The sequence below is a fragment of the Helicobacter sp. 23-1048 genome, assembly GCF_053654545.1.
This window is the reverse complement of sequence record NZ_JBSIUT010000001.1, coordinates 346,066-372,101: the sequence shown is the minus strand read 5'-3', so window position 1 is coordinate 372,101 and position 26,036 is coordinate 346,066. Positions and strand designations below refer to the sequence as shown.

21 protein-coding genes and 1 pseudogene are annotated in these 26,036 nt (G+C 41.4%); 11 read left to right on the top strand and 11 right to left on the bottom strand.

Annotated elements, in window-relative coordinates:
• Positions 1–17: 17 nt before the first annotated feature.
• The 3 genes from ACWIWK_RS01895 (at position 18) to ACWIWK_RS01885 (ending at position 2,123) form a co-directional block, all read left to right on the top strand.
• Positions 18–188, top strand: coding sequence for a hypothetical protein (locus ACWIWK_RS01895; protein ID WP_454150319.1), 171 nt, complete (start codon positions 18–20; stop codon positions 186–188).
• Between the two features lie 61 nt (positions 189–249).
• Positions 250–1,059, top strand: a complete 810-nt coding sequence (locus tag ACWIWK_RS01890; protein WP_454150317.1) for a pyridoxamine 5'-phosphate oxidase family protein — start codon at positions 250–252, stop codon at positions 1,057–1,059.
• Positions 1,056–2,123, top strand: coding sequence for a methylenetetrahydrofolate reductase (locus tag ACWIWK_RS01885; protein ID WP_454150315.1), 1,068 nt, complete (start codon positions 1,056–1,058; stop codon positions 2,121–2,123). The genes ACWIWK_RS01890 and ACWIWK_RS01885 overlap by 4 nt, the downstream gene beginning before the upstream one ends.
• 29 nt (positions 2,124–2,152) lie before the next feature.
• Here ACWIWK_RS01885 and ACWIWK_RS01880 read toward each other — a convergent pair whose 3' ends face one another.
• Positions 2,153–3,097, bottom strand: a complete 945-nt coding sequence (locus tag ACWIWK_RS01880) for a phospholipase A (protein WP_454150313.1) — start codon at positions 3,095–3,097, stop codon at positions 2,153–2,155.
• Between the two features lie 105 nt (positions 3,098–3,202).
• Here ACWIWK_RS01880 and tolB point away from each other — a divergent pair, with 105 nt between their 5' ends.
• From tolB to ACWIWK_RS01865, 3 genes are all read left to right on the top strand, one after another.
• Positions 3,203–4,462, top strand: coding sequence for a Tol-Pal system protein TolB (gene tolB, locus ACWIWK_RS01875; protein ID WP_454150311.1), 1,260 nt, complete (start codon positions 3,203–3,205; stop codon positions 4,460–4,462).
• Positions 4,463–4,573: 111 nt separating this feature from the next.
• Positions 4,574–5,050 carry an OmpA family protein gene (locus ACWIWK_RS01870; RefSeq protein ID WP_454150309.1) on the top strand — a complete coding sequence of 159 codons (477 nt, stop codon included), beginning with the start codon at positions 4,574–4,576 and terminating at the stop codon, positions 5,048–5,050.
• A 36-nt stretch (positions 5,051–5,086) separates the two neighbouring features.
• Positions 5,087–5,527: a hypothetical protein gene (locus ACWIWK_RS01865; protein WP_454150307.1), complete on the top strand. Its 441-nt coding sequence runs from the start codon at positions 5,087–5,089 to the stop codon at positions 5,525–5,527.
• Positions 5,528–5,612: 85 nt separating this feature from the next.
• On the opposite strand, the gene ACWIWK_RS01860 is transcribed toward ACWIWK_RS01865, so the two are convergent.
• The gene (locus tag ACWIWK_RS01860) at positions 5,613–6,953 is read right to left on the bottom strand and encodes a restriction endonuclease subunit S (protein ID WP_454152005.1); all 1,341 of its coding nucleotides are present in this window, start codon (positions 6,951–6,953) and stop codon (positions 5,613–5,615) included.
• Between the two features lie 46 nt (positions 6,954–6,999).
• Positions 7,000–9,015: an HsdM family class I SAM-dependent methyltransferase gene (locus tag ACWIWK_RS01855; protein ID WP_454152004.1), complete on the bottom strand. Its 2,016-nt coding sequence runs from the start codon at positions 9,013–9,015 to the stop codon at positions 7,000–7,002.
• A 264-nt stretch (positions 9,016–9,279) separates the two neighbouring features.
• Between ACWIWK_RS01855 and ACWIWK_RS01850 the strand changes: the two genes are divergently transcribed.
• Complete coding sequence (locus ACWIWK_RS01850; RefSeq protein WP_454150306.1) at positions 9,280–9,834, top strand: FKBP-type peptidyl-prolyl cis-trans isomerase; 555 nt, start codon at positions 9,280–9,282, stop codon at positions 9,832–9,834.
• 37 nt (positions 9,835–9,871) lie between these two features.
• Here the strand turns inward: ACWIWK_RS01850 and dnaE are convergent, their stop codons facing one another.
• Positions 9,872–13,552: a DNA polymerase III subunit alpha gene (dnaE, locus tag ACWIWK_RS01845; protein WP_454150304.1), complete on the bottom strand. Its 3,681-nt coding sequence runs from the start codon at positions 13,550–13,552 to the stop codon at positions 9,872–9,874.
• Between the two features lie 110 nt (positions 13,553–13,662).
• On the opposite strand from dnaE, the gene ACWIWK_RS01840 reads away from it, so the two are divergent.
• The gene (locus ACWIWK_RS01840) at positions 13,663–14,256 is read left to right on the top strand and encodes a toxin-antitoxin system YwqK family antitoxin (protein WP_454150302.1); all 594 of its coding nucleotides are present in this window, start codon (positions 13,663–13,665) and stop codon (positions 14,254–14,256) included.
• 69 nt (positions 14,257–14,325) lie between these two features.
• Here the strand turns inward: ACWIWK_RS01840 and ACWIWK_RS01835 are convergent, their stop codons facing one another.
• Entirely contained in the window at positions 14,326–15,075 is a 750-nt protein-coding gene (locus ACWIWK_RS01835; protein WP_454152003.1) for a metallophosphoesterase family protein, read from the bottom strand.
• A gap of 102 nt (positions 15,076–15,177) precedes the next feature.
• Entirely contained in the window at positions 15,178–15,714 is a 537-nt protein-coding gene (locus tag ACWIWK_RS01830) for a DinB family protein (RefSeq protein WP_454150300.1), read from the bottom strand.
• Between the two features lie 171 nt (positions 15,715–15,885).
• Between ACWIWK_RS01830 and ACWIWK_RS01825 the strand changes: the two genes are divergently transcribed.
• Entirely contained in the window at positions 15,886–18,018 is a 2,133-nt protein-coding gene (locus ACWIWK_RS01825; RefSeq protein WP_454150298.1) for an AAA family ATPase, read from the top strand.
• Between the two features lie 3 nt (positions 18,019–18,021).
• Here the strand turns inward: ACWIWK_RS01825 and ACWIWK_RS01820 are convergent, their stop codons facing one another.
• From ACWIWK_RS01820 to ACWIWK_RS01810, 3 genes are all read right to left on the bottom strand, one after another.
• Complete coding sequence (locus ACWIWK_RS01820) at positions 18,022–18,903, bottom strand: helix-turn-helix transcriptional regulator (protein ID WP_454150297.1); 882 nt, start codon at positions 18,901–18,903, stop codon at positions 18,022–18,024.
• 192 nt (positions 18,904–19,095) lie between these two features.
• Positions 19,096–20,664 (bottom strand): DUF2779 domain-containing protein, encoded by a 1,569-nt coding sequence (locus tag ACWIWK_RS01815; RefSeq protein ID WP_454150295.1) that lies wholly within the window; start codon positions 20,662–20,664, stop codon positions 19,096–19,098.
• Positions 20,665–20,877: 213 nt separating this feature from the next.
• On the bottom strand, positions 20,878–22,845 hold the full coding sequence (locus ACWIWK_RS01810; protein WP_454150293.1) for a DUF262 domain-containing protein: 1,968 nt from the start codon (positions 22,843–22,845) through the stop codon (positions 20,878–20,880).
• Between the two features lie 118 nt (positions 22,846–22,963).
• Between ACWIWK_RS01810 and ACWIWK_RS01805 the strand changes: the two genes are divergently transcribed.
• Together ACWIWK_RS01805 and ACWIWK_RS01800 are read left to right on the top strand one after the other, a co-directional pair.
• Positions 22,964–23,149: a hypothetical protein gene (locus tag ACWIWK_RS01805; RefSeq protein ID WP_454150292.1), complete on the top strand. Its 186-nt coding sequence runs from the start codon at positions 22,964–22,966 to the stop codon at positions 23,147–23,149.
• A 106-nt stretch (positions 23,150–23,255) separates the two neighbouring features.
• A complete protein-coding gene (locus ACWIWK_RS01800; RefSeq protein WP_454152002.1) occupies positions 23,256–23,708 on the top strand; it encodes a GNAT family N-acetyltransferase in 453 nt (150 codons plus the stop codon).
• 94 nt (positions 23,709–23,802) lie between these two features.
• Here the strand turns inward: ACWIWK_RS01800 and ACWIWK_RS01795 are convergent, their stop codons facing one another.
• Complete coding sequence (locus ACWIWK_RS01795) at positions 23,803–25,824, bottom strand: ABC transporter ATP-binding protein (RefSeq protein WP_454150291.1); 2,022 nt, start codon at positions 25,822–25,824, stop codon at positions 23,803–23,805.
• Between the two features lie 64 nt (positions 25,825–25,888).
• Positions 25,889–26,029, bottom strand: a pseudogene (locus ACWIWK_RS01790) (DNA methyltransferase); the annotation flags it as partial.
• Positions 26,030–26,036: the final 7 nt, after the last annotated feature.

Below are 26,036 nucleotides of genomic sequence, written 5' to 3'. Positions count from 1 at the left end.
TTGTATTTGGGTAATCATTGCAGAGATTTGACATTTTCCCACAAGGCACGCACGAGCAGTGCGCTAACCTTGTGTCAAAATGCCAAAAACTCCGCAAGCACCACCGCAACTACTTCGATTGCGCTAACACGAATCTAAAATATTTCGTCATTGCGAGAAAATCCGTAAGGATTCTCGTGGCAATCTAAGCGTTTTGTCATACTTAAGCGAAGTATCCAAAATCAACCGCGGATATAAATTCCCCCTCCCTTGCGGAGGGGGCTAGGGGGTGGGTTTCGTCATTGCGAGCGAGCGTGGCAATCCACAAATTGTCATACTGAGGGAGTGTGTAAGCCACGACCGAAGTATCTCAAAAATAATTTCGCATTTTTAAAATGTGCAACCATATTAAAAAACACAAAAGGACAGATTATAAGACGAGCTGAATTTGAATGCGATGATATGGATTTACTCAAACGCCACTTTGATGAAATCCCTTTTGGAGTGCTGATTGTGCCTGACTTGGAGTCGGATTTGCCTTATGCCATACCGCTTAGTTTTTGCTATTTGAGCGATTTTGCGCCAAATGGTGCAATCGGCATTCACGGCGCAAAAGCGGGGCGCAAATTTAGACTGCTAAAAAACAATCCAAAAGTAAGTTTTAGCGTAGCAAAGCCCTACGCCTACATAGGCTCGGAGTTTTTGGGTGGAGCGATGATACCTACGCAGTTTTTCTTCTCCGTGCTTGTGGTAGGGAGATTTCGCGTGGTGGAGGATTTGGCAGATAAACGCGCTATTTTACGCGCACTTGTGGCAAAATATGAGCCACAAAGTGAAAATTTTAGCTTTAGCAAAGAAGCATTTATGGGCAGTGAAAGGGGCGTGTTTGTGGGAATTATAGATATAAAATCCATAAGCATAAAAGCAAAATTTGGGCAAAATCTCAAACACAGCGAGTTTGAATCAATTTTGAGCGATTTGCAAACCCGCGCCAAATCGCACACCCAAAATAGCGACATTGATAGCCAAACTATCGCGCTAATGAGACAATTTAGGCAAAACCACAAAGAGGCACAATGAATACGCAAATTAAGAATCTAATCGATAAAATCCACACTCAAAGGGCGTTTTTGAGCTTTGAGCTAACACCTCCGCTAAGCGCGGACACAAGCGAATTTATCGCTACAATCAAATCCGCGCTTGCACAAAATGCCTTTAGCGAGAATCTAGATTCCCAAAAAATGCCAACGCTAAGCGAAGCAATCGATGCGTTTGTCTGCACGGATTCCCCGTTGGCACGCTTTAAGCCTAGCTCGATTTTAAGCTCCATAAAGCTCCAAAACGCATTACAAAAACCCATTATTTGCACGCTTTCAATGCGAGATAGAAACTCAATCGCGCTGTGCGGGGAGATTCTCGGGGCAAATGAATTTGATTTGCGTGCGTTTTTAGCCCTCACAGGCGACCCCATAAAGCTGGGCGATTGCGCGGAATCTAAGGGCGTGTTTGAGGAAAATTCGCTCAAACTCACGCGCATAATCGCGGATTTAAATTCTGGAATCGCGATAAATGGCAAGCCTCTAATCACGCGCCCACGCGAAATCTTTGCCTTTAGCACGATAAATTCTTACGCCAACAACCCCGCCTCGCTTAAAACCAAACTTAAACGCAAGCTGACAAATGCGCCAATTTGCGCGTTTTTCACGCAGCCTATCTTTGCTAAGCAATCTGCGGAGTTTTTGCTAGAGGCGTTAGAGGAGGCAAAATGCGAGATTATCAATGATGTTAATAAAAAGCGTGAGGAGGCTTCTAGCCAACATTTGACGCAGGAATCTAACCAAAATCTACCCCAAGAGTGCGCCCAAAACTTCGCAAATGCCAATCAAAACACCCAAATCATTTTTGGCTTTTTCCCCGTGCTTAGCTACCGCGTGGCAGTGTTTTTGCGCGATAAATTGCCCGGGGTGTATATCCCCAAAGATTGGCTAGAGAGGCTAGAATCTGCGAGCGCAAAAGGCAAGGAATACGAGAGAAAAATCGGGCTTGAGCTCTCGCGCAAGGTGTGGGAAGATTTACGCACACTCCACCCCAAAATCCACTTTATGAGTAGCAATAATATCGCGCTTTTAGGGGAATTTGTGTAGAATCTACATTCAAAAACAACCCTATAAACCTACCAACTCCTTGCTTTTAATCCTATCCCCAAACGATGAGAGCGCACTCTGTATTCATACAAATTGTCCCCATATCCATAAAAATACTGCACATAGAGTGCGACAAAATCATTTATCCCAAGCGAATAGCCCACACGCACACTAGGATAATATCTCCCAAAATCCGCAAATATGGGGGTAAAATCTACCTCGCTCTTATGTCGCCCATTCACATAATATAAACGCAAACTCCCATAACCCATATATCTATGTAGTTGTGGAGTGTCTTTGCGCCCTGAGATAAAGGGCCACGCTTTGATATGCACGCCAAAGCCCTTTGCTACGCCTCCTGCCTCCCAAATTCCCTCTAACATAATGCGATTGGCAGCCGAGCGCGAGAGACAATTCGCAGGCACAGGCGTGCTAAAACTTTGTCGATAGCATTCTTCCCCGCCAATTCCATTGCTATAATGCAAAAGTCCAAGTCGCAACTCAAGCGAAGAATCCCCCAAAGATTCCCAACTTGCAGGATAGGAGTAAAAAATACTTGGTTTATAATCTGTGTCGCGCACGGGACTAGAATACTCGAAGTTAAACCACTGAAACCACATCGTCTGGGTATAACCAAAAAAAAGTGTCCCCTTACTCCAAAACGCTCCACGCCACAGCGGGAGTTTCGCGCTTAGTTGGAATTTGAGTTCATTTTGCTCTAAAAATGGACGCAAAGAATCTTTAACAGGAGTAAAGCTGTGATAAAACAAAAAATAAGTGCCCTCGTGCTCAAGTATTTTTAAATAATTTCGGTAGCTTTCTTGGGCTTGCATAGCGCGGGATTTTTGGATAGGTTGTGGGGCTTGTGGCAAACTCAATGAAGTGTCCGTATCTGCAATAGGAGTAATGTCATCTTGTGAAAATACCACACCAAAGCACAGCATCATTACCCAACAAATAGAACGCAACCCCACACCTCCCCTAAAAAACGCTTAAAGAGGGAATCATAGCATATTTTTGTGTTTTTAGAGTATAATACCGCTTTTAGAATCAACTCTGTAAAATGGTAAGGAGAAGCAATGATAAGGCGGTTAGGTATTTTTATGGCATTGATGGGTGTGTTTGCACTTGGGGCAGCAGATGCGACTATTGAAATTGTGAAAAGCTCCACAAAACTTCCCAATGTCTCGGTGGAACATATAGCGGACAATAAGGAATATGGTGAGAAAGTGGTCGCACAGCTCATCGGTGATTTAAAGGTAAGCAACCACTTCCAAGCACTTAAAGCAAGCGAACCAAAAAAATCCCCCGACTTTGAATCTTACAAAGCAAGGCGAATTGACCTCATCGCACAAGTAAGTATCACCAAATCAAGCAACAATGTAAGCGGTAATTTGGTTGTCTATGATGTGAATAAAAAAACTTTGGTTATTGACAAGCAATACGCACAAATCCCACTCAAACAATATCCCTTTATCGCGCACAAAATGTGTATCGATATGAATGCCTATATCAAAGCCCCAAATATTGATTGGATGCTTGAGCCCGTGCTCCTCTCTAAATATACCTCCTCAGGCAACACCACCATTGCTCTTGCAGACTACACGCTAAGCTATCAAAATGATATTATCAAGGGCGGAATGAATATCTTTCCAAAATGGGGCGATAGAAACAAGAGCTTTTTTTACTACACCAAATACATCAACAAAAAGCCTACGATTGTGCGCTATGATTTAAACACAGGGGTTTCACAAGGACTTGTAAGCAGTGATGGAATGGCGGTAGTCAGCGATGTGAGCACCGATGGCAAGAAGATTCTAATGACACTCACTCCTGCAGATAACGCCGCAGATATTTTTCTCTATGATGTGGTTTCGCGCTCCTTGCGTAAAATCACAGGGTTTTCTGGTATCGATGTGGGTGGGAAATTTATCAACAACAACACAAAAGTAGCGTTTATCTCCGATAGACTTGGCTATCCTAATGTCTTTGCCACAGGGATTGATGGTGGTAATGTCGAGCAAGTCGTCTTTCACGGGCGCAATAATAGTGCTATCACTACGCACGACCAATATATCGCCTACACGAGCAGAGAGACAAACAACGAATTTGGACAAAACACTTTTAACATTTACCTTATTTCCACTAAAAGCGACTACATTCGCCGACTTACAGAAAATGGCAGAAACCAAATGCCTAGCTTCTCAAAAGATGGCAAGAATCTAATGTTTATCAAATACACGCCCACACAAAGCGCACTTGGAATCATTCGCCTTGACTACAATAGTAGCTATTTTTTCTCCCTGCCAAAGGTAAAAATTCAGGCTTATGATTGGTAATATATGCTAACTATTGACATATAAACTTTTAGAGACTATAATTTTACGCACTGCCAAAATCTAAGCATTATAGGGCAGATTCCAAACTTTAAATATCAGGAGGATTTTGCTATGAAAAAAGCATTGTTCGTAGGATTATGTGCGATAGGGATTTTCGCTGGTTGTGGCGGAGATAGCGCGAGTGTAAGCGGTGGCGGTGAAGGTGCGACAGGCGCACAAGAACCATTTACAGATACTTCTGGTGTTGCGGGTGAAATCGCTAAACTTTCACACATTCTTTTTAAATTTGACAAATACGATGTGCAAAGCTCTATGAATGAAAGGGTGAATGTCGCTGCAGAGCTTATCAAGCAATCAGGTGCTAAAGTCGTGCTAGAAGGCAATACAGACTCCTTTGGAAGCGATGAGTATAACTTCGCACTTGGCAAAAAGCGTGCAGATTCTGTGAAAAAAGCATTGGTTACACGCGGTGTAGATTCTTCAAGTCTCTCAACCGTAACTTATGGCGAAAGCAATCCAATCTGCCAAGAGCAAACAGAGGAATGCTACCAAGCAAATCGCCGCGTAGAGTTCAAAGTAGCCCAATAATCGCTCTAGCATTCAAGGGCAAATTAGGTGGGTGGTATGGCGAGGTTGCTTGTTGCGTTGCTATGTGGCGTGAGTGCTCTTATATGCGCACCGATGAAAGAGCCATCAGCCTTCGATAAGCAAAGTGGAGCAACCCGCAAAGACCTCTCCACACTTCAATCCAACACCCAAGCCCTCTTAAATCTTGCCACCCAGCTAAAAAGCCAGCAAGATGAGCTCTCTCGCTCACAAGAGGGACTACAAAGCCTCTATGAATCTCAAGCGCAAAATATCCAAACCACCATTAACAAATCAAATGCCAACGAAGAGCATATACAGCGATTGCAAAATGAGCTTGATTCTCTCAAGCAAGCAATAGAATCTAACAAAAATACCTTACAACAGCTTGATTCCAAACTTAAGCAACTCCAAGCCCTTGTGCTTGAAATGCAACAAGGCATTCTCAAAGAGCTTGAAAAAATAGCAAAAAAACAATAACCGCTCTACATTGCTTAGTCTTTACGCTTAGGTGGGTTGCGTTATGGGTTTGTTTGCTAGCGAGAATTAGGGCGTTTGTATATTATTAGCGATTCTCTACAATCGCTTTGGTGGTGGTTATGCGCTTTTGCTTCCACAACACTACGGATTTTATCACTTCTTTTTGCACCGCACTAATGAAAATTTCCATAAAATCAAAGGCGATTTCGCCGTTTTGATTCACGGGTAGCAATATTGTATCAGTTTCTACTTTACCGCTCCAAGTAGCCAAATATTCCCTCGAATATTTTGGATAAAGTGTTTTTAATAACACACATTGTAAAAATAAATTTACCTTAAAATCAACATTGTAATTTTTTAGTTTTATAAAATATGCCTCCGCCAAAATGCCCGTTTCATAAGGTTGCGCATAAACCAATCCTGCGGCAACAGCTCCATTATAAATAACAGATAAGACATTTTTATGCGTTTCAAAATCACCACTTTTTGCCCAATACATAATGCCGTTGTCGCCAAATTTTGCATAAACGACAGGGACATTATACTCGTTTGTTTGAATCTTTGAAACTGCTTTGAATTTATCGCCTTTGCCTAAATATTTTGATGATAATTTTTCAAACAAATCACCGATGCTAAATTCGCGCCATTGGAGATTCAAAGCGTTATTGCGGGGATTTACCCACCCCCTAGCCCCACTCGTGCTACGGGAGGGGGAATTTACATTGTCATATTGAAGCTGTGAAAAAGCCGAAATATCTCTATCGCTGTTTTTGTGAGATACTTCGCTATGCTCAGTATGACAAAAAGTCGTGTGGATTGCCACGCTCGCTTCGCTTGCTCGCAATGACGAGGCAAAAATCGCTAATGCCTCTCTCTCTTGTGCGTCTAGCTCATAATCTTTTAGTCCTGTAACCTCTAAATATGCTTCTAGCTCTTGTATTCGCTCCGCTTCTAGCTCTTTTATGTAAGATTCCATAAATTCAAAGGCGATTTCGCCGTTTTGATTCACGGGTAGCAATATTTTAAGATTCACAATATCGCTCATTGAAGTTGAATATCCAAAATTGTCAAATTGCTTTTGTAAAATTATAAGCATAAATAAAAGGTGCAATTTATTATAATCTTTAAATTTTGGAAATAATCCTTGAAATGCTCCGTTATCCCCGCTACGATAAAAACTCTCTTCAATCATTCCAATTTCTGCCACACTTGAAGTATAGGCTAATATGGGTTTTTCTAAACGACATAAATATTTTTCGTTTAATAAAACTTTTTGTGGATATTGATATTTTATGTTTTGTCCAAAAATGTGGTAGCCACTAGGATTCGGTGTTAAATTTTCATCTCTTTTTGGATAGCCTTTTATTGTCTTTTTATCAAACAACTCCCCGATTCTAAATTCCTCCCATTTGCCGCCTTGTGCGATAAATTCTGATTCAAGTTTGGCGATATTTGCACTTATTTGGGCGGGGTTAAAGACAATCCTTTTTTAAGACATTTGAGACTTCCCACGCGAGATAGTCGCTCACGCATTTTTTGAAGTCTTGCAATGTTGGCTTAGAATCTACCTTTTTATGCTGGTCGAAATTCCAATCCGCCCCGCTATCGTTTATAAAATCCTCGATATAGATTTCGTTAAGATTCCATAGCGCAGAATCCACTTTGGCATTTTTCCCTGCTTTGTAGATTTTGATGATGTCAGTGTAGCGCGTTGTGGGATTATCCACTTCTTGCAAGCCTCGTTTGATGCGCTTATAGCCGTCATTGCGAAAGTCGATAAACTTCACAGGCTTGTCATAATCGTGCGGGATTCCCGCCTCAAAGATATACACACTCGTTTGCACACCTGCCATTGGGTGAAATAAATCAGGTGGCATTTTGATACTTGCTAAAAGCGTATTGCGTGATAAAATCTCTTTGTTGCTCTTTATCGCCTTGCCACTTCCTGCGCTATCTTGGATAATGATTGCGCCTAAGCCTTGCTTCATATTTTTAAGCCCAAAGGCGATAAAGGGCATTCCGTTTTCCTCCCAAGTAAAGGGCGGGTTTAGCAAAATCTTTGTGGCATTAAATGTATCATAAATGCTTACGCCACTCTCATCTTTGCTGTCGGTCTCAAAGGTGTTTGCCTTGTGAATCTGGCTAGAGCCATCGCCTCGCAAAATCATATTTGTCGTGGCGAGAGTAAACATTTCGGCGTTATATTCTACGCCTAAAAGTTGGGATTTTTTGAGTGTGATTATACGCTTCTTTGCCTCTGCTGTGTCTTTGCCGTATTTGGCATTTATGGAATCTATCATTAGCTCCATAGCTGAGATGAGAAATCCTGCCGAGCCTGTGGCTAAATCCATAACGCTATCGTTTTCGCTAATGTTTAGGATTTGCGCCATCATTTTGGTAATATAAGGCGGGGTAAGGACAATCCCTAGCTCTTTGCCATCGCCTAATGCGTATTTTAAAAACTCGCTATACATTTCACCCATAATGTCTAAATGCCCACTAATGCCGTCTATCTCGCTATAAATATGCTCATAAATGTAGGCAAAAATTTGCTTGTTGATAGAACTTGGGCTTTGGAGCAAGTGCGCGACTTTTGCGTCATTTGGATTTTTCTTTTCCCCTGCTTTGTGCGTGTAGGTTTTTGGGATTTTGTTTCTATCGGGGTCTTTTTTGATTTCTCTAAATGAATCAAGCATAAGGGCAAGTTTTTTGCTATCTTTGATTTTGGTTTTTAAGAAATTTTGGATTTGGGCGTAGATTAAATCGCCATCGCTTTTGTTGGATTCTTGGCTACCTTGCAAATCATCGATACTAAGCCCGTTTATAAGCGCGCCTAGCTCTGTGTCATAAGTCTTTTGCATTGAGAGAATCATACCCGAAACATAGAGCACGCGTTGTGGCGCGGTAATGTTGTGGTTGTGCATAAGTTCGTTTAGATTTTTATTATGCTCACTTAAAAGGGCTTTACCTTGTGCTAAAAGGTTGTGCTTGTCGGATTCTGTAAGTGTGGAGGCTTGATGAAATGCTTCAAATGCGCTTTGGGATTGCAAAAAATCTAAGTTATGAACGCCTGTGTCTTTATACGCCAAAGATGAGCTACCAAAGACATAATACACAGCGATTGCCACTTCATCGCTAGAATCTCCGCTTATGGCAATGGCAATGGCTTCTTTGTATTTTTCGCTTGAAATGATGGCGCGAGCATAATGCAATGCGCCATTGAGTGCGTATTGGGCGACATTATTTTGGTTAAAACTAATCGTGCCATCTTTGTCAAATCTTACAAGTTTGTCGCGTTTTAGCTTGGATTCAATCACAACGGGGATAACGGCGTTGTGGATTTTGTATTTCTCACAGGTAAAATCAGGTCTGCCTATGCCTGATTTTTTAATCGTTTTGCTTGCGCCTTTTAGGGCGTCCTCTAAATATTCTGTGGGTTTTTTCTCGTTGTAATCGACATTTTTGACTAAGCCTAAATCTTCAAAAATCGCCTTTACATAGTCATCGACATCATTTTCTAGTTTCCATTGTGGAGCGCGGGGGGGATTTTGTTTTGGATTTTTAGTAAGAGTATTGAGGGGGGGGTGAAATGATTTGGCATTATCTCTCCTTATACATTGTGAAATAAATGTAGGGTAAAACACAATGTGATATTAACACAAAAACACCAAAATATACGCCCAAGTAAATAAAATATGCTACAATCCCTGCGTGAAAACGCCTAAAAGGCAAGCCAACACAAAGGATAACAAATGATTGAAAATAACAAAGTTGTAAGCATTGAGTATGAAGTCAAAGATGCAAGCAGTGATAATGTGCTTGATTCTAACAAAAGTGGTGCGCCACTAGAGTTTCTCATAGGGGCAAATCAAGTCATTAGCGGGTTAGAAAACGCGCTTTTGGGGAAAAAGGTGGGCGATAACCTCTCCATTAACATTGCGCCTGAAGACGCGTATGGACTCTATCAAGCCGAGCTTATCCAAGAGGTGGAGCGTTCGCAATTTGAGGGAATCGAGCTAAAAGAGGGTATGACGCTCTTTGGGCAAAGTGATGATGGGCAAAGCGCACAAGTCGTGGTAAAAGACTTTAATGATAGTGTGGTGATTATTGATTACAATCACCCGCTTGCTGGTAAGACACTTGCCTTTGAAGTCAAAGTGCTTGATGTGCGCGATGCGAGTGAAATGGAAATCTTACAAGGTGGTGTAGGCGGTGGCTGTGGGTGCTCTAGCGGAGGACACGACCATCATCACGGCGGTGGAGGCTGCTGTGGCGGTGGAGGCGGTGGCTGTGGGTGCGGACATTAGCAACCCGCGCCAGCCATAAACTGCTTAGATTCTCACATTACCCCGCCCAGTGTAAGTCGGGGAACTTCTCTTTAATCTTGCTATCAACGCGCAACCCGCTCACAAAAGTATAAGTTTTTTGCTCGCTTTGTAATGCCACGCGCAACTCTCTCTCTCCACTGCACTCGGGCAACGATTCTTTAATCTTAGCCAGCACTGCTAAATCCGCGCTTTCATCAAACATTAACACCAGCGGAGCACATATATCAATCTCACTATTTGCGAGTTGCCCCCATTGGGAATCTTCCGCACTCTCATTGCTAGCATTGCTCTCATTACTCGGCGCATCAGTTTCTAATTGCACTTTGTATTTTTTCGCGCTCTGCAAAGTGCCAGATTCCATAACTCTTACCGTGCGCTTCTCCTCATTGTCCTCAATCTTGCATTTAAACACGATAGGCTCTCCGCTCTCAATGACACTTTGGAGCTCCTCAAGCTGGGCAAACTGCTTGGAAAACACCATAAAGCTCAACGCTCCACTAAAGTCCAAAAAATGCACCACGCCATAAGGCGAGCCTTTTTTGCTGATTTTGCGCTCGAGCTTTTCGACCTTGCCTACAAGCAAGCATTGCGAGCCTAGCTTGAGATTCTCAATCTCGCTACACTTCGCCACGCCACTCATACTAGCTATTTGGTCTTTAAACTTATCTAGCGGATGCCCGCCAATGTAGATGCCCATACATTCAAACTCATAGCCCAAAAGTGTGCTCGCATCATACTCGGGCATATCACTAATCTCTAAATGCACCCCACGAAAAAAGCTCTCATCTTGCTCGCCAAAGAGACTTGTGCTCCCACACATTTCTTTTTTGACTTTATCATTATTGCGTCCCGCTTCACAAATCTCATCTATACGCTCAAGCATTGCCCTGCGTGAAAATTGAAGCCCATCAAGGCTTCCACCTTTAATAAGAGGCTCTAAACTTCGCTTAGTGAGCTTAGCAAAATCAACCCTGCTAATAAAATCTGCCAAATCTTTATATTCTCCATTTGCCTCGCGCTCTTGTATGATATTTTCTGCTGGCGCACTACCAAGCCCCTTAATCGCACCAAGTCCAAAAACGATTTTTTTCACACCATCAAACTCTTCCACACTGAAATCATTTTGAGAGTAATTGATATGCGGGGCTAAAACCTCAATACCCATTGAGCGCACCTCATCAATATATTTGCCCACAGATTCTATTTTGCTTGTTTCGCTTGTGAGCATTGCTGCCATAAACTCGTGCTTGTAGTAAGTCTTTAAAAATGCTGTTTGGTAGGTGAGTGCGGCATAAGCATAAGCGTGAGATTTGTTGAATCCATAGCCTGCGAATTTTGCTACAAGCTCCCACAGCTCCTCTGCCTTTGCGCGTTCATAGCCCTGTGCTTGTGCGCCATCGGCGAATTGTGCTTTGAGGCGATTCATCTCATCGACTTTCTTTTTTCCCATTGCTCTACGCACTAAATCCGCGCCACCAAGTGAGAATCCACCGATTTTTTGGACGATTTGCATTACTTGCTCTTGATAGACAATCGCTCCATAAGTGGGCTTTAATATAGGCTCTAAGGCAGGAAACATATAAGTAACCTTTGTAATGCCGTGCTTGCGGTCGATAAACTCCGAGATAGAATCCATAGGACCGGGACGATACAGCGCAATCATCGCACCAATATCATCAAAGGTGCTGGGCTTTAATCTTCGTGCCACGCCCTGCATACCATTAGATTCCATTTGGAATAAGCCCAAAGTCTCGCCACTGCCAATCATCTCATAGACTTTTTTGTCCTCCATATCAAGCGTGCTCAAATCAATGTCTTTGCCATATCGCTTTTTGATAAGTTTAAGCGTGTCATCGACAACTGTAAGTGTCTTTAACCCCAAAAAATCAAACTTAATCAAATCTACCTTTTCTAAATAATCCATCGAATACTGCGTAACCGCGCCTTGTGTTTTTTCGTTAGTATAAAGCGGGATTTTATGCCACAGCTCATCATTAGAATCTATCACAATCGCAGCAGCGTGCGTGCCCGGATTACGCTTCAATCCCTCTAAGGCAAGTGCGCATTCCCACACTTCTTTTGCCTTCGCATTTTGCTCCACAAGTTCGCGGATTTTTGGTTCTTTTTCCCACGCACCTTCTTTTTGCTCGCCACTTTTATCGACATATTTAGTAAGCGTTATGTTGAGCTCTTTTGGGATAAGTTTTGCGAAATTGTCCGCCTCATTGTAGGGCATATCAAGTGCGCGTGCGACATCTCGTATCACACCACGCGCCTTTAGCGAACCAAAGGTAATCACTTGGGCGACATTGTGCTCACCATAAGTGCTTATCACATATTCAATCACTTCTCCTCGCCTACGCTGACAAAAGTCCATATCAATATCAGGCATACTCACCCGCTCGGAATTTAAAAACCGCTCAAAAAGCAAATCATATTTTATAGGGTCAATATCTGTAATCTTTAAACTATACACCACCAAACTTCCTGCCGCAGAGCCCCTACCAGTCCCCACAGGGATTCCTTGCTTTTTGGCGAAATTTACAAAATCCCACACAATAAGCATATAGCCCGGAAATTTCATCTGTGTGATGACTTGTATCTCGTGCTCTAGGCGTTCTTTATAAATATGATGCTTGCTAGATTCCACATTTTTTAGTCGCTCCTCTAGCCCCTCACGGCATTTATAGGCGAAATACACGCTATCATCAATTTCTTCTAAGTCTATGCCAAGAATCTTATCCACGCCGTCATTTTGGGCGTATTGCTTGGTGTTTTTAAAGGTGGGTGGCGTGGCGGGCGAATTCTCTAAAAGAATCTCGTTGGTGTGTTTGTTGATAATTTGCGTATTTTTAAGTGGAATGTCAAGGCGACATTTTTGTGCGATTTCTTGTGTATTTTGCAACGCTTCTGGAATGTCTAAAAACAGCTCCGCCATTTGCTCTGGGGATTTGACATAAAATTCTTTCACAATGTGGCGCAAGCCTTTGTCCTTGCCCATAGCGATTCTAAAAGCGATATTTTGGGAATCTGCATCTGCTTGCAAACCATAATGCGTGTCATTCGTGGCGATAACTTTAATCCCAAGCTCCTTGCTTAAACGCAAAATCTGCTCATCAATAAAAAACTGGTCAGCAATGCCGTGTCGCATAATCTCTAAATAAAAATCCTCGCCAAAAATATCTTTATACTCCAGCGCGACTTCCTTTGCCACTTCATAGCCCTTTGCCCCAAATCGCACATTGCGCTCATTATGCGTATTAAGGTGGAAGTTTATCTCTCCTTGCAAACACGCTGCGCTACATACAAGTCCATCGCTATGAGCTCTTAGAAGTTTTTTGTTAATGCGTGGATAATAATAAAAACCCTGCAAATACGCTTGAGAGCTCAAATACATAAGATTCTTATAACCCGTTAGGTTTTTGGCATACAAGCAAAGGTGAAATCGTGCTTTGGTGCTTTTGTCGTTGAGTTCATCGCCATTGTGGATATAGGCTTCCATTCCAATGATTGGATTTATGCCCTCTTGCTTCATTGCTATATAAAATTCTAATGCCCCAAACATATTGCCGTGGTCGGTGAGTGCGACAGAATCCATACCAAGTGCTTTTATGCGTTTGGCAAGGGCTGGGATTTTGTTTAGCCCATCAAGGAGTGAAAACTCGCTGTGTAAATGTAAATGCGTAAATTTACTCATTGGTAGAATCTCCAAAATTATATTCGATGAAATTGTAATAAAGTGATGATTAAAATCGTATAAAAGTGGCTATAATTTTGGCTAAAAGTTTTAAAAAGCAAAGGATTTGCGTGTTGAGATTCGTTGGGAATTATTGTGCGCTATGTGTGCTTGTGTGCTGGGGGATTATGGGCTGTGCCAAAGATGAGCCAAGTGCGCCAATCCAAAATGAACAAACGCTTGAACAAGAAAACACACAAGAGGATAAAACGCCCAAAAATACAGAATCTAGCAAGCCAAAACCCGCTCCAAAACCTCAACAAGAGAATGCTAAAGAAAATGCCATTGCCAATCCTCTTAAATTTAACTACCAAGACATCGCTCCTGATAAAGCACAGGTGAGTGATTACACAGGCACTATCACTCTTTACCACGCCAATGGAAAACTTGCGTGGGAGATTAGCTTTTTAAAAGGACGCCAAGAGGGCGCAACAAAGTGGTATTATGATAATGGCAAACTACGCGCACAAATGCAATTCGTGCGTGGAAACGCCAATGGTGAAGCAAAGTCATATTACAAAAGTGGAATCTTGCGCTCAGAGGGAATGTATGAAAATGACCGCCCAATAGGAGAATCCAAGCTCTACTCCCCAAAGGGCAAACTCCAATACACAATCTATTATGAAAATGGCAAGGAAGTGCGTAGAACCCCGCATACTAAGTAGTAATTTGTCGATTTTGCTTTTGTGCCTTTGTTTTTTGCGCTTTAAGTTTGTGTGAATTTTATTTTATCATCACTTCAACTCAATCTCACTTACCTTTCTATCCTTATCTATGCCTACGCTTGTGCCATTGTAATTGACATAGAAACTCATCTTTTTTCTAGGCAGATATTTCATATCAAAGGCTACATCACTATGCCAATGTCCGCATATCCACGCTTTGACATCATATTTTTTATTCTGCAAAGCTAAAAAAATCTTTTCTAACTTTAAAGGATTCTCATCGTGTAACTTATGAAAGATTCGCGTATATTTGCCAAGTTCTTTTACGGCTCTTTGTGGCAGAGTGTGCGTTAAAACAAAGTCAATGTTAGATTCAAAGTTTTCAATGTTTTTTAATGCCAAATCCAACTCTGCATCAGTGATTGCCTCTTGTCGCCACCACGATATTCCCTCTACTCTCCATTGCTTATCAATGCTTAATGCGCCTCCCATTGTCAAAAAATTCATATTATCGATATTATAGATATGTCCGCGCTTTAAGTGAAAAATATTTTTAGAGTATTGTCCTACAATCGAATCAAACTTTTGCACCTGTGGCAAAGCATAGATTCGGTTGAAATTCTCGTGATTGCCATCTACAAATAGCACTTCACAAGGCAGACTATTGAGACTAGATTCTAATGCGACTTCTCGCGCATCTTTTTCATCATTCCAAAGCACTCCAAAATCCCCACAAATGATAATGTAATCATTTTCTTTAAATTCAATGCCGCCTTTAAAGAGTTGTCTATATCGTGGTTTCCGTGTGTATCGCCAAATGTGTAAATCATTGTTTCTCCTTTCAGTTTTCCGTGCCTTGCTCTTTTGTTTTGTTGTTTGTGCTGGTTTTATCCAAGCTAAATTTTTTGTTTCTTCGTCTAGCTAGATTCCAAGCGCGCCGTTAAAGTCGTTTTCTACCCCCATAGTATCAAGCACACTTGCTATCATTCCTCTATGGTGCGTGCCGTGATTGAGTATGCCAAAGATGAATTGATACACGGGCTTTTTCATCGCTCCCCACGGGAAATCTAGCTCTTGTATCGCGCTAAAATCCTCTATGCCCGCGACTACTTGCAAGATATAGCTATCGATTTCCTCGCGTGCGGCAAAGAGGTTTGTCGCGTCATTGTGTATTTCAGGTTTGAGTGTGAATGGAGATTCGAGCATTGCTTCGATTTTGTTGCTACTTGGCGCAGAGACACAAAAGAGCGCGAAATAATCCTTAAAAAATGTGGCGTCTGCGGCGGTGTAATGCGCCATAGTCCCCAAAATCGACTTAAAATACAGCCCCCTATCTTTGTGGAGCTCGCCCTCATCTAAATCCTCTAGCACCTCTATCATCGCTTTATTTGCGCGTTGGTTGTATGTCGCCATTAGCTCTAATATAGCTTTTTGTGAAGTTGGTTGCGAAGTTGGCATTGTATGTCCTTTTTAAGTTTGATTAAGCCTATATTGTGCCACAAAGATAGAAGGAGATTCTAAAAATGACAAATTGATTCACAAATATTGCAATTTTGAAACAAGGGACAAATTTATGTCCGCTTTTAGCGCGATAATAGTATCGTTACTATTTTACACTAAGGAGCGACAATGAAACTACGCAAACACCGACAAAGAAGAGTTATCTCAGAACCCATCAATCACTATGAGCAAATAGACACAAGTGCGGAACAACGCTATTTAAACAACAAAGCAAGGCTCTATATGTTGAGCTTTAGAGAAAGTGTTGTGAGGTTTTTTGGTGAAGAGAATGTTCGTGATTCAAGAAAAGTGGCGCATTATTTTGGCTTTAGTCATATTTGTAGTGATTGTAATGTATTTGATGAGAATCCAACAATGTATAAGGAGAAGATTCTGCGCTTTTTGGATAAGGAATTTGACACCCTCCAAACACTTCAAAAACGGGGAGATTTTGGACATTACAAGCTTTTTGAGAAGAACTTAAATATGCTCCAAAAGAGCTTGGGGTTAAATGATGTAGAAATCGCTATAATCGAACTTGTCGCCCTCGCTGGTGAAACGCCTATGTTTAAGGGTTTTTTGAGAAACTTTAGAGACTTTGCTAGAACTCCTAAGCAAGCTACAATCGCATTGAGCAAAATGCTTGGGTTTAGCACAAGGGAAGTTTCCACAGCAATGAGACGCAATGGTATTTTGGTGCAAACGCAGATTTTGTGCTATGATAGAGATGATTTGGGCAGAATGCTTGAGGGCTTTTATGATGAGGAAATTAGCGAAATACTTTTTGGTGTGGAAAATGATAGAACCCAAATTGTGGGGCGATTTGCTGTGCCCTGTGATGAGGATACACTTCTAAGCCCAGAGGATTACTCTCACATTAAAGAGTTTAGTTTGATTCAAGAATACCTTGCCTTTGCCAAAACCAATGCAAAAAAGGGTGTGAATATTTTGCTCTATGGTGTGCCGGGCACAGGCAAGACAGAGCTAGCAAAACTCCTCGCCAAAAACATCAATGTCAAACTCTATAAAGTCCGCACAAAAGATAAATATGGTGATGAAATAGATGGTGCGAAGCGACTTGGCTCGTATATGTTAGCGCAACGCTTTTTAGATTCAGATAAAAATTTATTGCTCTATGATGAAGCAGAGGACATTTTTAATGGTAGGCGATTTCATTACAAAGCGTTTTTTAACGAAGTCTTTGAGAACAACCCACTACCCACTATTTGGATTACCAATAACATTGGAGCGGTTGATAAGGCACTCATTCGGCGGTTTGATTTTGTGGTGAATATTGGGATTCCCAAAAAGCGTGTGCGTAGAGCGATGCTCGATAAAATCTGCGGAACAAAGCTAGATAAAAAGACACGAAAGCTCGCTCAAAAATCACTCAACCTCGCACCCGCGCTCATAAATCGTGCAAATGAAGTTAGCTCTGTGCTACAAGGGGATTATTCTAAAAATTTCCTCACACTCATTAACAATACACTAAAAGCGCAAGGACACGCGCCTATCAAAAAAGACAAAAAAAGCAAGGATTCTAAAATTGCCTTGCCAAAAAGCTACTCGGTTGATTTTATCAATGCATCCTGCGATATTTCGCACATAGCAGATGGTTTGAGCGCGAATCCAAATGCGCGAATCTGCCTTTATGGTTTGAGTGGGACGGGCAAAAGTGCTTATGCGCAATTTATCGCAAAAACGCTCAAACGCCCTTGCATTATCAAAGCTGTGAGCGATTTGGAATCAATGTGGGTGGGCGAAACTGAAAAAAATATCGCCAAAGCATTCAAAGAGGCAAGGGCAAAAAAAGCCGTGCTTGTCTTTGATGAGGTGGATAGCTTTTTGCGCGAGAGAAAACTTGCAATGCGTAGCTGGGAGGCTACAAAAGTCAATGAAATGCTGTTGCAAATGGAAAAATTTGACGGCATTTTCATCGCCACCACGAATCTAATGGATAATATCGACAAAGCTGCATTGCGTAGATTTGACTTAAAGGTCGAATTTATGGCGTTGGATTGTGTGCAACGCGTGGCATTGTTTAAAAAAGAATGTGCGATTTTGGGATTGAAGTGTGAATCTAATGTGAGAGATTTAGTAGTGCGATTAGATTGCCTTACACCGGGCGACTTTGCTGCGGTAAAGCGAGGGCATAAATTTAACCCGATAAAAAATGCAAAAGATTTCTATGCGCGACTTTGCGATGAAGTCAAAGTCAAAGATATGGAATCTATGGGCACAAAAGCTGGATTTTTAGCATAACACTTACAAATTCTCAAGGTAATCTGCAATTTCATCGTGGATTTCTTTTCTTAACCAACCCGGCTCAATCACCTTGATATAGGGGATAAATTTATAAATCAGAGGCTTAATCTCCATTGATTTGGAGATTTCAACCTCTAACATCACGCTCCCATCACTCTCTTCACTCAATCCTTTCACGCCTCTGCGTTTAAAATACTTCGCTACCTTTTTATCAATAAGCAACTGCACCAAAAACGCATCATCTAACTCAAACCACACGCTGTGCGCCTTTTTTAGCTTTTGTTCCACTTCCTCGCTTAAGCAAAATCCTCTTTGCAAATCGCGCAACTCTTTCATATCCTTGAAATAGAACTTTTTTAAAGTATCATTATCCCTGCTATCAAGGCACAGCACATACCAAAATCCATCAAAATGCGCGAGTTTAAAGGGTTTGACTTCAAATTCCTTGTCATTATACAAAAAACCTAATTCCCGCCTTTGGGTGATAAGATTCTCAACAAAGTCAAAATGCACCAAATCATCGCTATCTAAGCTCTCACTTTGTGTAGCTATGTGTATGGGTTGTTCGAGTTGTTGGGTGAGTTTGGCGAGTAATGGCTTTGCTTTGTAATAAAAATCCGTGCCGTTACTTTGGGCAAAATTGCTTAAGATTCCAAGCACGATGCGCTCATCGCTTTTAAGCTCATCTTTAGCACGCTTGGTGTCTATAAACACCAGCTGTCCATTTTTATACGCACCGAGTTTTTGGAGCTCTTTAAAATCGCGTTGCAATGTCTTGGTGCTGACTTCAAATTCCCGTGCTAAATCACAAAGTCGCAAGCCATTGGCATTTTTCAATCGCTCAAAAAGGAGGTTTAATCGCGTATTTTTAGGGGAATCCATACTATTTATTTCCTTACAATCATAGAATCTCTGCGTATTTTACCCCACTTTTGTGTTTTTAATGCCTTTTGAGCTGGATTTGATTAGCACGGATTCGCACTTATCATTCTTTAGGCGCGAATTTTGGCTCAAAAATAAAATCATAAAACCTGCTTTGCCACGCAACTTTATCTTTGTGGTTATGCTACCATTTCAATCCCGCGCCACCTCTCTTAGCTTTTGTAGCACCTTTAGCATTGCGAGGGTATCGAGTTTGCAATACTCTAGCAAGGCTGTCCGATAGGATTCTCTCTCTTTTTCACTCATTTGCTTTAGTCGCGGGAATGCACTCATCGCCTCATCTCCATTGTGGATAAGCTCTAAATTCTGATACGCCCGCTCCATCTCTGGCACGAGGGCGGGCAAGACAGCCTTTATGGAGTAGCTTCCATTCATCGCGTGGTGGTAGTAGGATTTGTCCTTAAAGGGAATCATCAAATCGTGCGTATTTGCGATAAAATTTTCTAACGCCTCTGCATATTTGGGGAACGATTCTGCGAGGTTTTTCATCACGCCCTTTTCAAAGCTCGCATTATACGCCAAAATGCACGCGTCTTGTGGAATGTCTTTTATCAATGATTGTATAAATGCTTCTCGTGGGTCGCTATGCGTATCGGCTAAAAACTCCCTATGCACCACCTCTTTTGCCTCGCCCAAACCCTCAATATGCAACGAATACTGAAAGGGAATCTGCATATACGCCCTCTGCTTATCAAAGCTCGGCACAGCTTCAGCGAAAGTCTCAAAATCGAGGTGATACACGGGGTATGCTAAAGTGTCTAAAAACGCCTTTATCGCGTCTTTGTCGATATGCACCTCTTTTTTTAGCGCGCTTTGGACTTGGAGTTTTTGGCTCTCGCTCAAAATCCCAAAATCCTCTATCTCGCTAAAGCTTCGTATCCCGCTATGATAGAGCGCAAAAGGGTCAAAGCTCTTGCGTCCCGCGATGTGAAAGATAGAATCTTGCTTTGGCACGGTATGCCAGCAATACCCACGAAAATCGCAATTATAAGGCGTGCTACATTGCGCTCCTATGGGGATTTGTGGGGAGATTTCTTTGTTGCTTAGGGCGTTTTCAAACTCATCGAGATTTTGTGCGACTTCGCCCTGCTTTGCTCTCACAGATTCTAGACAATCCACCTTTGTAAAAAGTTTGTCTAGCTCCAACTCGCCATTTCGCTCATAGCTGTTATTTATGTGGATTAGATTTGCACCGATGACTTGGTGCGCGTTTTGCTTGCCTTGTGATTGTGTTTGGGCTTGTGCGTGTTTATCATAAATGTAGCTTAAGGCTTGTGTTTGCGTGCCTTGCGTTATCACAAAGTATTGTATCGCCAAATCATCGATATACACGCCCTTTAGGCTTGTCGCACTTTTGACTTCGTTGATGATTAGCCCTTGTGGCGTGATTTGGAGTATATCTACCATTACGATTACGCCTTTATATTCAAATGTCGCCTCCGCGATTGCGCTCGCACCGCTTGCTATGAGGGCTTGCGTGCGCGCTATTTTTTCAGCGAAATCCCCCTCATCAAACTCAATTTTTTCCGTGCAATCAAACAATTTTAGGGCGAGCTCGCCCACCCTATCGCCACTCTCAAATCGTGCGAGTTGCGACTCGCTAGGGGTGTCTTGTATCTCGCGGGCGTATTTGTAGAGCCATAGCGATTTTTTGCACTGCAGTCCGCGCAGGTATTGGGATTTGGATAGATTTACGCTCATTTGTTGTCCTTTTTGTTGTGATTTGCCTTTGTCTTTACGCCTTGTTTGTGGCGTGGCATTTTAGGCATTGTCAAAATTATAATAACAAAAGCGGACAAAAAAATGTCTTATTTTGTTTTGTGTCCATTTTTTGACACGATGAAAAACGGACATTTTGGTGTCTTGGTTTGTGTTGGGATTTGCCAAAACACACGAAGCAAGCGAATTTTAAGTTTAAAATATATGAAAAATCAGATCTTTTTGGATTTGCCTTTGTCCTTTTTCTCGCTCATCATCATTGTTTTCCCAACTTTTTATAATCTCATTTATCCCCCACCGCTCAAACATAAAATCTAAAAGTTTTTCACTTCTGTTTTCAATAGCTTGTTTGTCCCATTTTTTGCTTTGACTTATTTCTATTTCAGCATAAGAGCCCTCTTTGTATCGCTCCACTTTTTGCTCAAATGGTTTTCTACCAAGCTCAGAATTTAAAGGTTGCGATAACGGCACAAGATTGCCAAGAGAGTTTGTAAGCTGATGAATGTTTGCCTTTCTTGCCTTTTCTTGCTTTCCTTTAATTCCTGGTGTTTGATTAAGCATTGTTTCCCACTCACTATTTGATTCTGGTGTTTGTGGTAAAATATGCTCTATCGTAGTAGAATCTTTTATACTTTTTGTAAAATCCTCCCACTTCCACGAGATTTTATTAGTGTTTCTTTTATTGTCCTCACGCAAACATTCCTCATATTCAAATAAAAAATATCTTAATCCTTTCCAAGCAAAGTAGCCACCTCTTTGCTCCCTAAAATATGTTTCCACTTTTGCTTTGAGTTGTCCCAACTCTATGCTATCAAAATAAATTTCTTTAATAAAATATTTAATTTCATCAATAGTTTTTTCATTTCTAAAATACAAATAAGCATTTTTGCAAATATCTTGTTCCTTGAAGTTTGCTTGTCTATATGAAATTCTAAACATCAAAAACAAAAATTTTTCAATATGTTTAAGCAATTCTACAAAAGCACTATCATCAAAGCTATTACCTTTTTCTATCTCTTGTGCCCTTTTGTATAGCACAGCGACAAGCAAAGGTTCAAAAGCACCAAAATTTAGTCGTTGGATTTTTTCAAGCCATTTGATAATATCATCATTGATTTTATACCTATTTTTATATTCAGGGTAATTTAAGTTGTGCAGGAAATAATAATGCTCCACGCAATCTTTTAGATTCATAGCATAGGATTTTATATCCTCTGCACCAAGTTTTTTGTCCATAACTTTTGTGGTGATAAAATGTTCTTTTAGCAAAAAACTTCTATGAGGCTCTCCACTTTTGCGCTCATAGGCATCAAAATACATTAACCAATGCACTTTGAGAAACTCATCATCTTGTAGGACATTTTTAGAATTTTTACCCAAAAATTTATAGACTTCTTTCCAGCAAGTATTGATTTCGTTACGCAAATAATCACCTTCATCATCTAATTTTGTGCTTAGATAAATCAAACGATTTTTCAAAAGCTCCAAACTAGAAAGTAGCTTACCGCGATTATTCATCGTTTCAAATGCAACAAATACATCAAAAGAATCGCTTATTTGATAGACATTAAACACAAAGTTTTGCGTTAGAGTTTTAAAAACTTCCTCGATATTTTCTTTGTTGATTTTTTTCTTAAAAAACTCTTTTGCAAATTCCAAATTTTTTGTATAGATACTCTCCTCAATACCCTCACTTATCTCATCACCAAAGATTTTGGAGCGCAAAAATTTATGACTTGGATTATCAAATGTGTAGCCAAAGAAATAATATTGTTCGCCACCTCGCTTTTTGCCAATATATTTTTTGCGCAAATCTTGTGTTTCCTCGCCAGCAAATTCATCACTATCCACAAAATCCAAAATCACTTTAAGCAAAATCATACTTGTAGTAAGCCTTTGCTGTCCATCGACAATATAATATGCTTCGCCCTCGCTTGCGGCTTTATCTTTTACCCACTCACTCTTTTTCTTTTCCTCATCATCAACTTTTGCAAGGCTTAAAACCCCTGTGTAGTGTTTGTGTCCTTTGGAATTTTCTAAATCCTGCCAAAAATCCTCTAATTGCTCTTCTCCCCACGCATAGCCTCTTTGATAATCAGGGATTCTGTAAAAATTTCCATTAAACAAACTGCTTAAGGTTTGCTCACCGCTTATATCTGCCATTTTTTTGCTCCTTAGTTTTCTACCAAAATCAAAGCCAATATTAACCAAACTCTGCGTTAAATTTGTTGATTTTAAGCATTTTTATGGTACAAATTCGCAGAATCTTTTAGGGGATACGATGACAGAATCGCTGATAAAACCCATAAAACTAGGCAAAGAAAGTAACGCGCTTTTGAAAAAAGCCTTTTCTAGCAAAAACAGAAAAAAGGTAGAGGATTTCAACAAAAATGTCCGCCCGAGCTTAAGCGGCAAAAACCACAAAAACAAGCTGACCATTGATGAAATAATGGAAGCATACAAATGACTAGAAAGGAATTTAATAGATTTTGTTCTCGCTCCAAATTGATTGGTTTTCTCAATAATAGCTCCACAAACCAAGTCAAAAAACTTCTGAAAACCTTTCGTGTAGCATAAACTTAGATTTACAAGACTTTTTACACAATAAAGCTATAACTTTTGAAAACAATTTACGCTCTAGGACTTATCTCTACGCAGACAACCAAAATAAACGCATTATTGGCTATTTCACAATCGCTATCAATTATTTAGAGACGGCAAATTTGGATAGAAACCTTGTAAAATATATCAATGGACACGATGCCAAAGTCAAAGCCCTGCCCTGCTATCTCATAGGACAGATTGCCCTTAGCGATGAATATCGTAGCCAAAATCTTGGCAAATTTTTGCTAGATGACGCTCTAGAAATCACTGATGATACGCAACATAAATTTGGCGGTAGGTTTATAATGATTGATTCTGTCAATGACAAAAAAGTGTTAGAATTTTATCGCCAAAATTCTTTTGTCGAGATTCAAAACGATAAGAATCTAAAAAGTATAAAAATGATAAAGCCGTATTTCTAAAAGCGTGCAGTCATAGCGGGGTACGCCACAAAATCGCCCTGCATAATTCGCGTTTATTGCCATTTTTTGCGTATGGATTCGCATTTGCTAAACCTTAACCGCGCGTAGCACTAAAATCCACAATCCTATCTAGCTCCGCTCCAAAATCACTGCTAAACGGCTCATCTCCGCGCGCTTCCTCCACTATCTCGCCATTTTGCATTATGTAGATTCGCTCACACCACCTCCGCGCTAGCTCCACGCTATGCGTGATAAGCAAAATCCCAAGCCCCATTTTACTTTGCAATTCTTGCAAAATCCCCAAAATCTCGCGCTCAAGCGCAAAATCTAGCCCAGAAGTTACCTCATCTAAAAGCACATATTTTGGGCGCACGAGCAACGCCCTAGCAAGGCAAAATCTGCTCGCCTGCCCACCAGAGAGCATAGCGGGGTAATAATCTAGCAGGCGAGATTCTAGACGCAATCGCGCCAAAATAGGCAAAATCCTCTCTTCTTGCTCGCGTGCTTCATACACGCCTAGCAAGTTTTGCAATGGCTCGCTTAAGCTCTCCCGCAGTATTAGTCGCGGATTTAGCGAGCTTATAGGGTCTTGAAACAAAATTTGGACTTGCTTATAAAACGCCTTTTGCGCGCTAGGATTTGCTAAGGCTTTAGATTCTACGCGCTCGCCATTGAGGTAGATTCCCGCATTTAGCGCAAGTTTTTGCCCTGCTTGCAAATCCTCATAGCAAGCCATTTTCACATTATTGTTGTCATATTTGGGCTTTGAAAAAGTCAAAATATCTCTTTGTGTTGTTGGTTGAGACACTTCGCTTCGCTTAAGACGACAAACCGTGTCGTCATTGCGAGAGTTTGCGCTAGATTTAAAATCTAGATTCTCTAAGCCACTTAGCACCCGCGCTAGCGTGGATTTGCCAGAGCCACTAGCTCCAAGCAATGCCACACACTCGCCCGCTCCCACGCGTAACGACACATTGCTAAGCACGCGCTTTTGTCGCTTACCAAAGAGCGTATAGCGGGCGTAAGATTTGCTTACATTATGCGCGATGAGGGCATTTTGTGAGATTTTGGATTCTGTCGTTATTGCGAGATTTTGCGTAGCAAAATCGTGGCAATCTATTGTTTTGTTGCGAGAATCTACCCACCCCCTAGCCCCCTCCGCAAGGGAGGGGGGATTTTGATTGCCTGTTTGTGAGAGATTGCCACGCTCGCATTGCTCGCTCGCAATGACGGATTTACTAGAATCGTTGCCATTTTCGCTAAAATCCTGCGAGCAAGAATCCACAATCGAAGTCGGTGAGCTTGTGGAGTTTTCAACATTTTGACACAAAGTTAGCGGACTTTGCGTCCGTGCCTTGTGGCAAAATGTTGAATCTGCGCAATGACTACCCGCAGACGCATTGCCTACATTGCCTATTTCATAGACTTTATCTGCCATCATCTCCACCACCCGCCTATCGTGGCTTATCAGCAAAATCCCAAGCCCCCTGCTCGCCTGCAAATCCCTCAAAAGTCGCAAAATCTTATCCTCCACCACCATATCCAAATCCGTAGTCGCCTCATCAGCGATGAAGAATCTTGCCCCGCTAAGCAGTGCTATGGCTATCATCACGCGCTGGAGCATTCCCCCGCTTAGCTCGAAGCCGTAGTTGTCTAGCACGCTAGAGTTTAGCCCCACTTCGCGCAGTGTCGCCTCTACTTTGTCTTGCAAAAATGGCTTATGAAGTGCGCATAGCGACTCAGCAATATGGCTTTTCATCGATAGTAGCGGGTTAAAGCAGGTGCGCGGATTTTGCAAGATAGTGGCGATGAGTTTGCCTCGATTTGCGCGGATTTCGCTTTTGTCTAAGATTTTGCCATTTAGCACCACTTCGCCACTTAGTCGCATAAGATTGCTAGGGAGCGCGTCTTGGAGGGCAAGCGCGGATAAACTTTTGCCACTGCCACTTTTCCCCATAAGCGCGGTCGTGCGCCCTGCGATGATTTCAAAGCCCACATTTTTAAGCAAAATCTTATCGCCATTGGCAATGGTAAGATTGCGCAGCTCAAGTGTGTTTGCGTTAGTCGTGCTTTGTGTCAAATCCTGTATAGCGCAAGATTTTACAGATTCTCTCATTTTTTGCCTTTAAATTTTAAAATTGCTTCACTTGCCACAATACTCAAAATGATTTTGAAAAATCCTAAATAATTTTGCGTAAAGAGGCTTTATGATTGCCGAGCTTTTCCTCTATCACGGATTTGTAATGCGGATAGATTTCATAGCCTACAAAGTTGCGTTTTAGCTCTTTAGCGACTTTTAAAGTCGTCCCGCTCCCTGCAAACATTGCA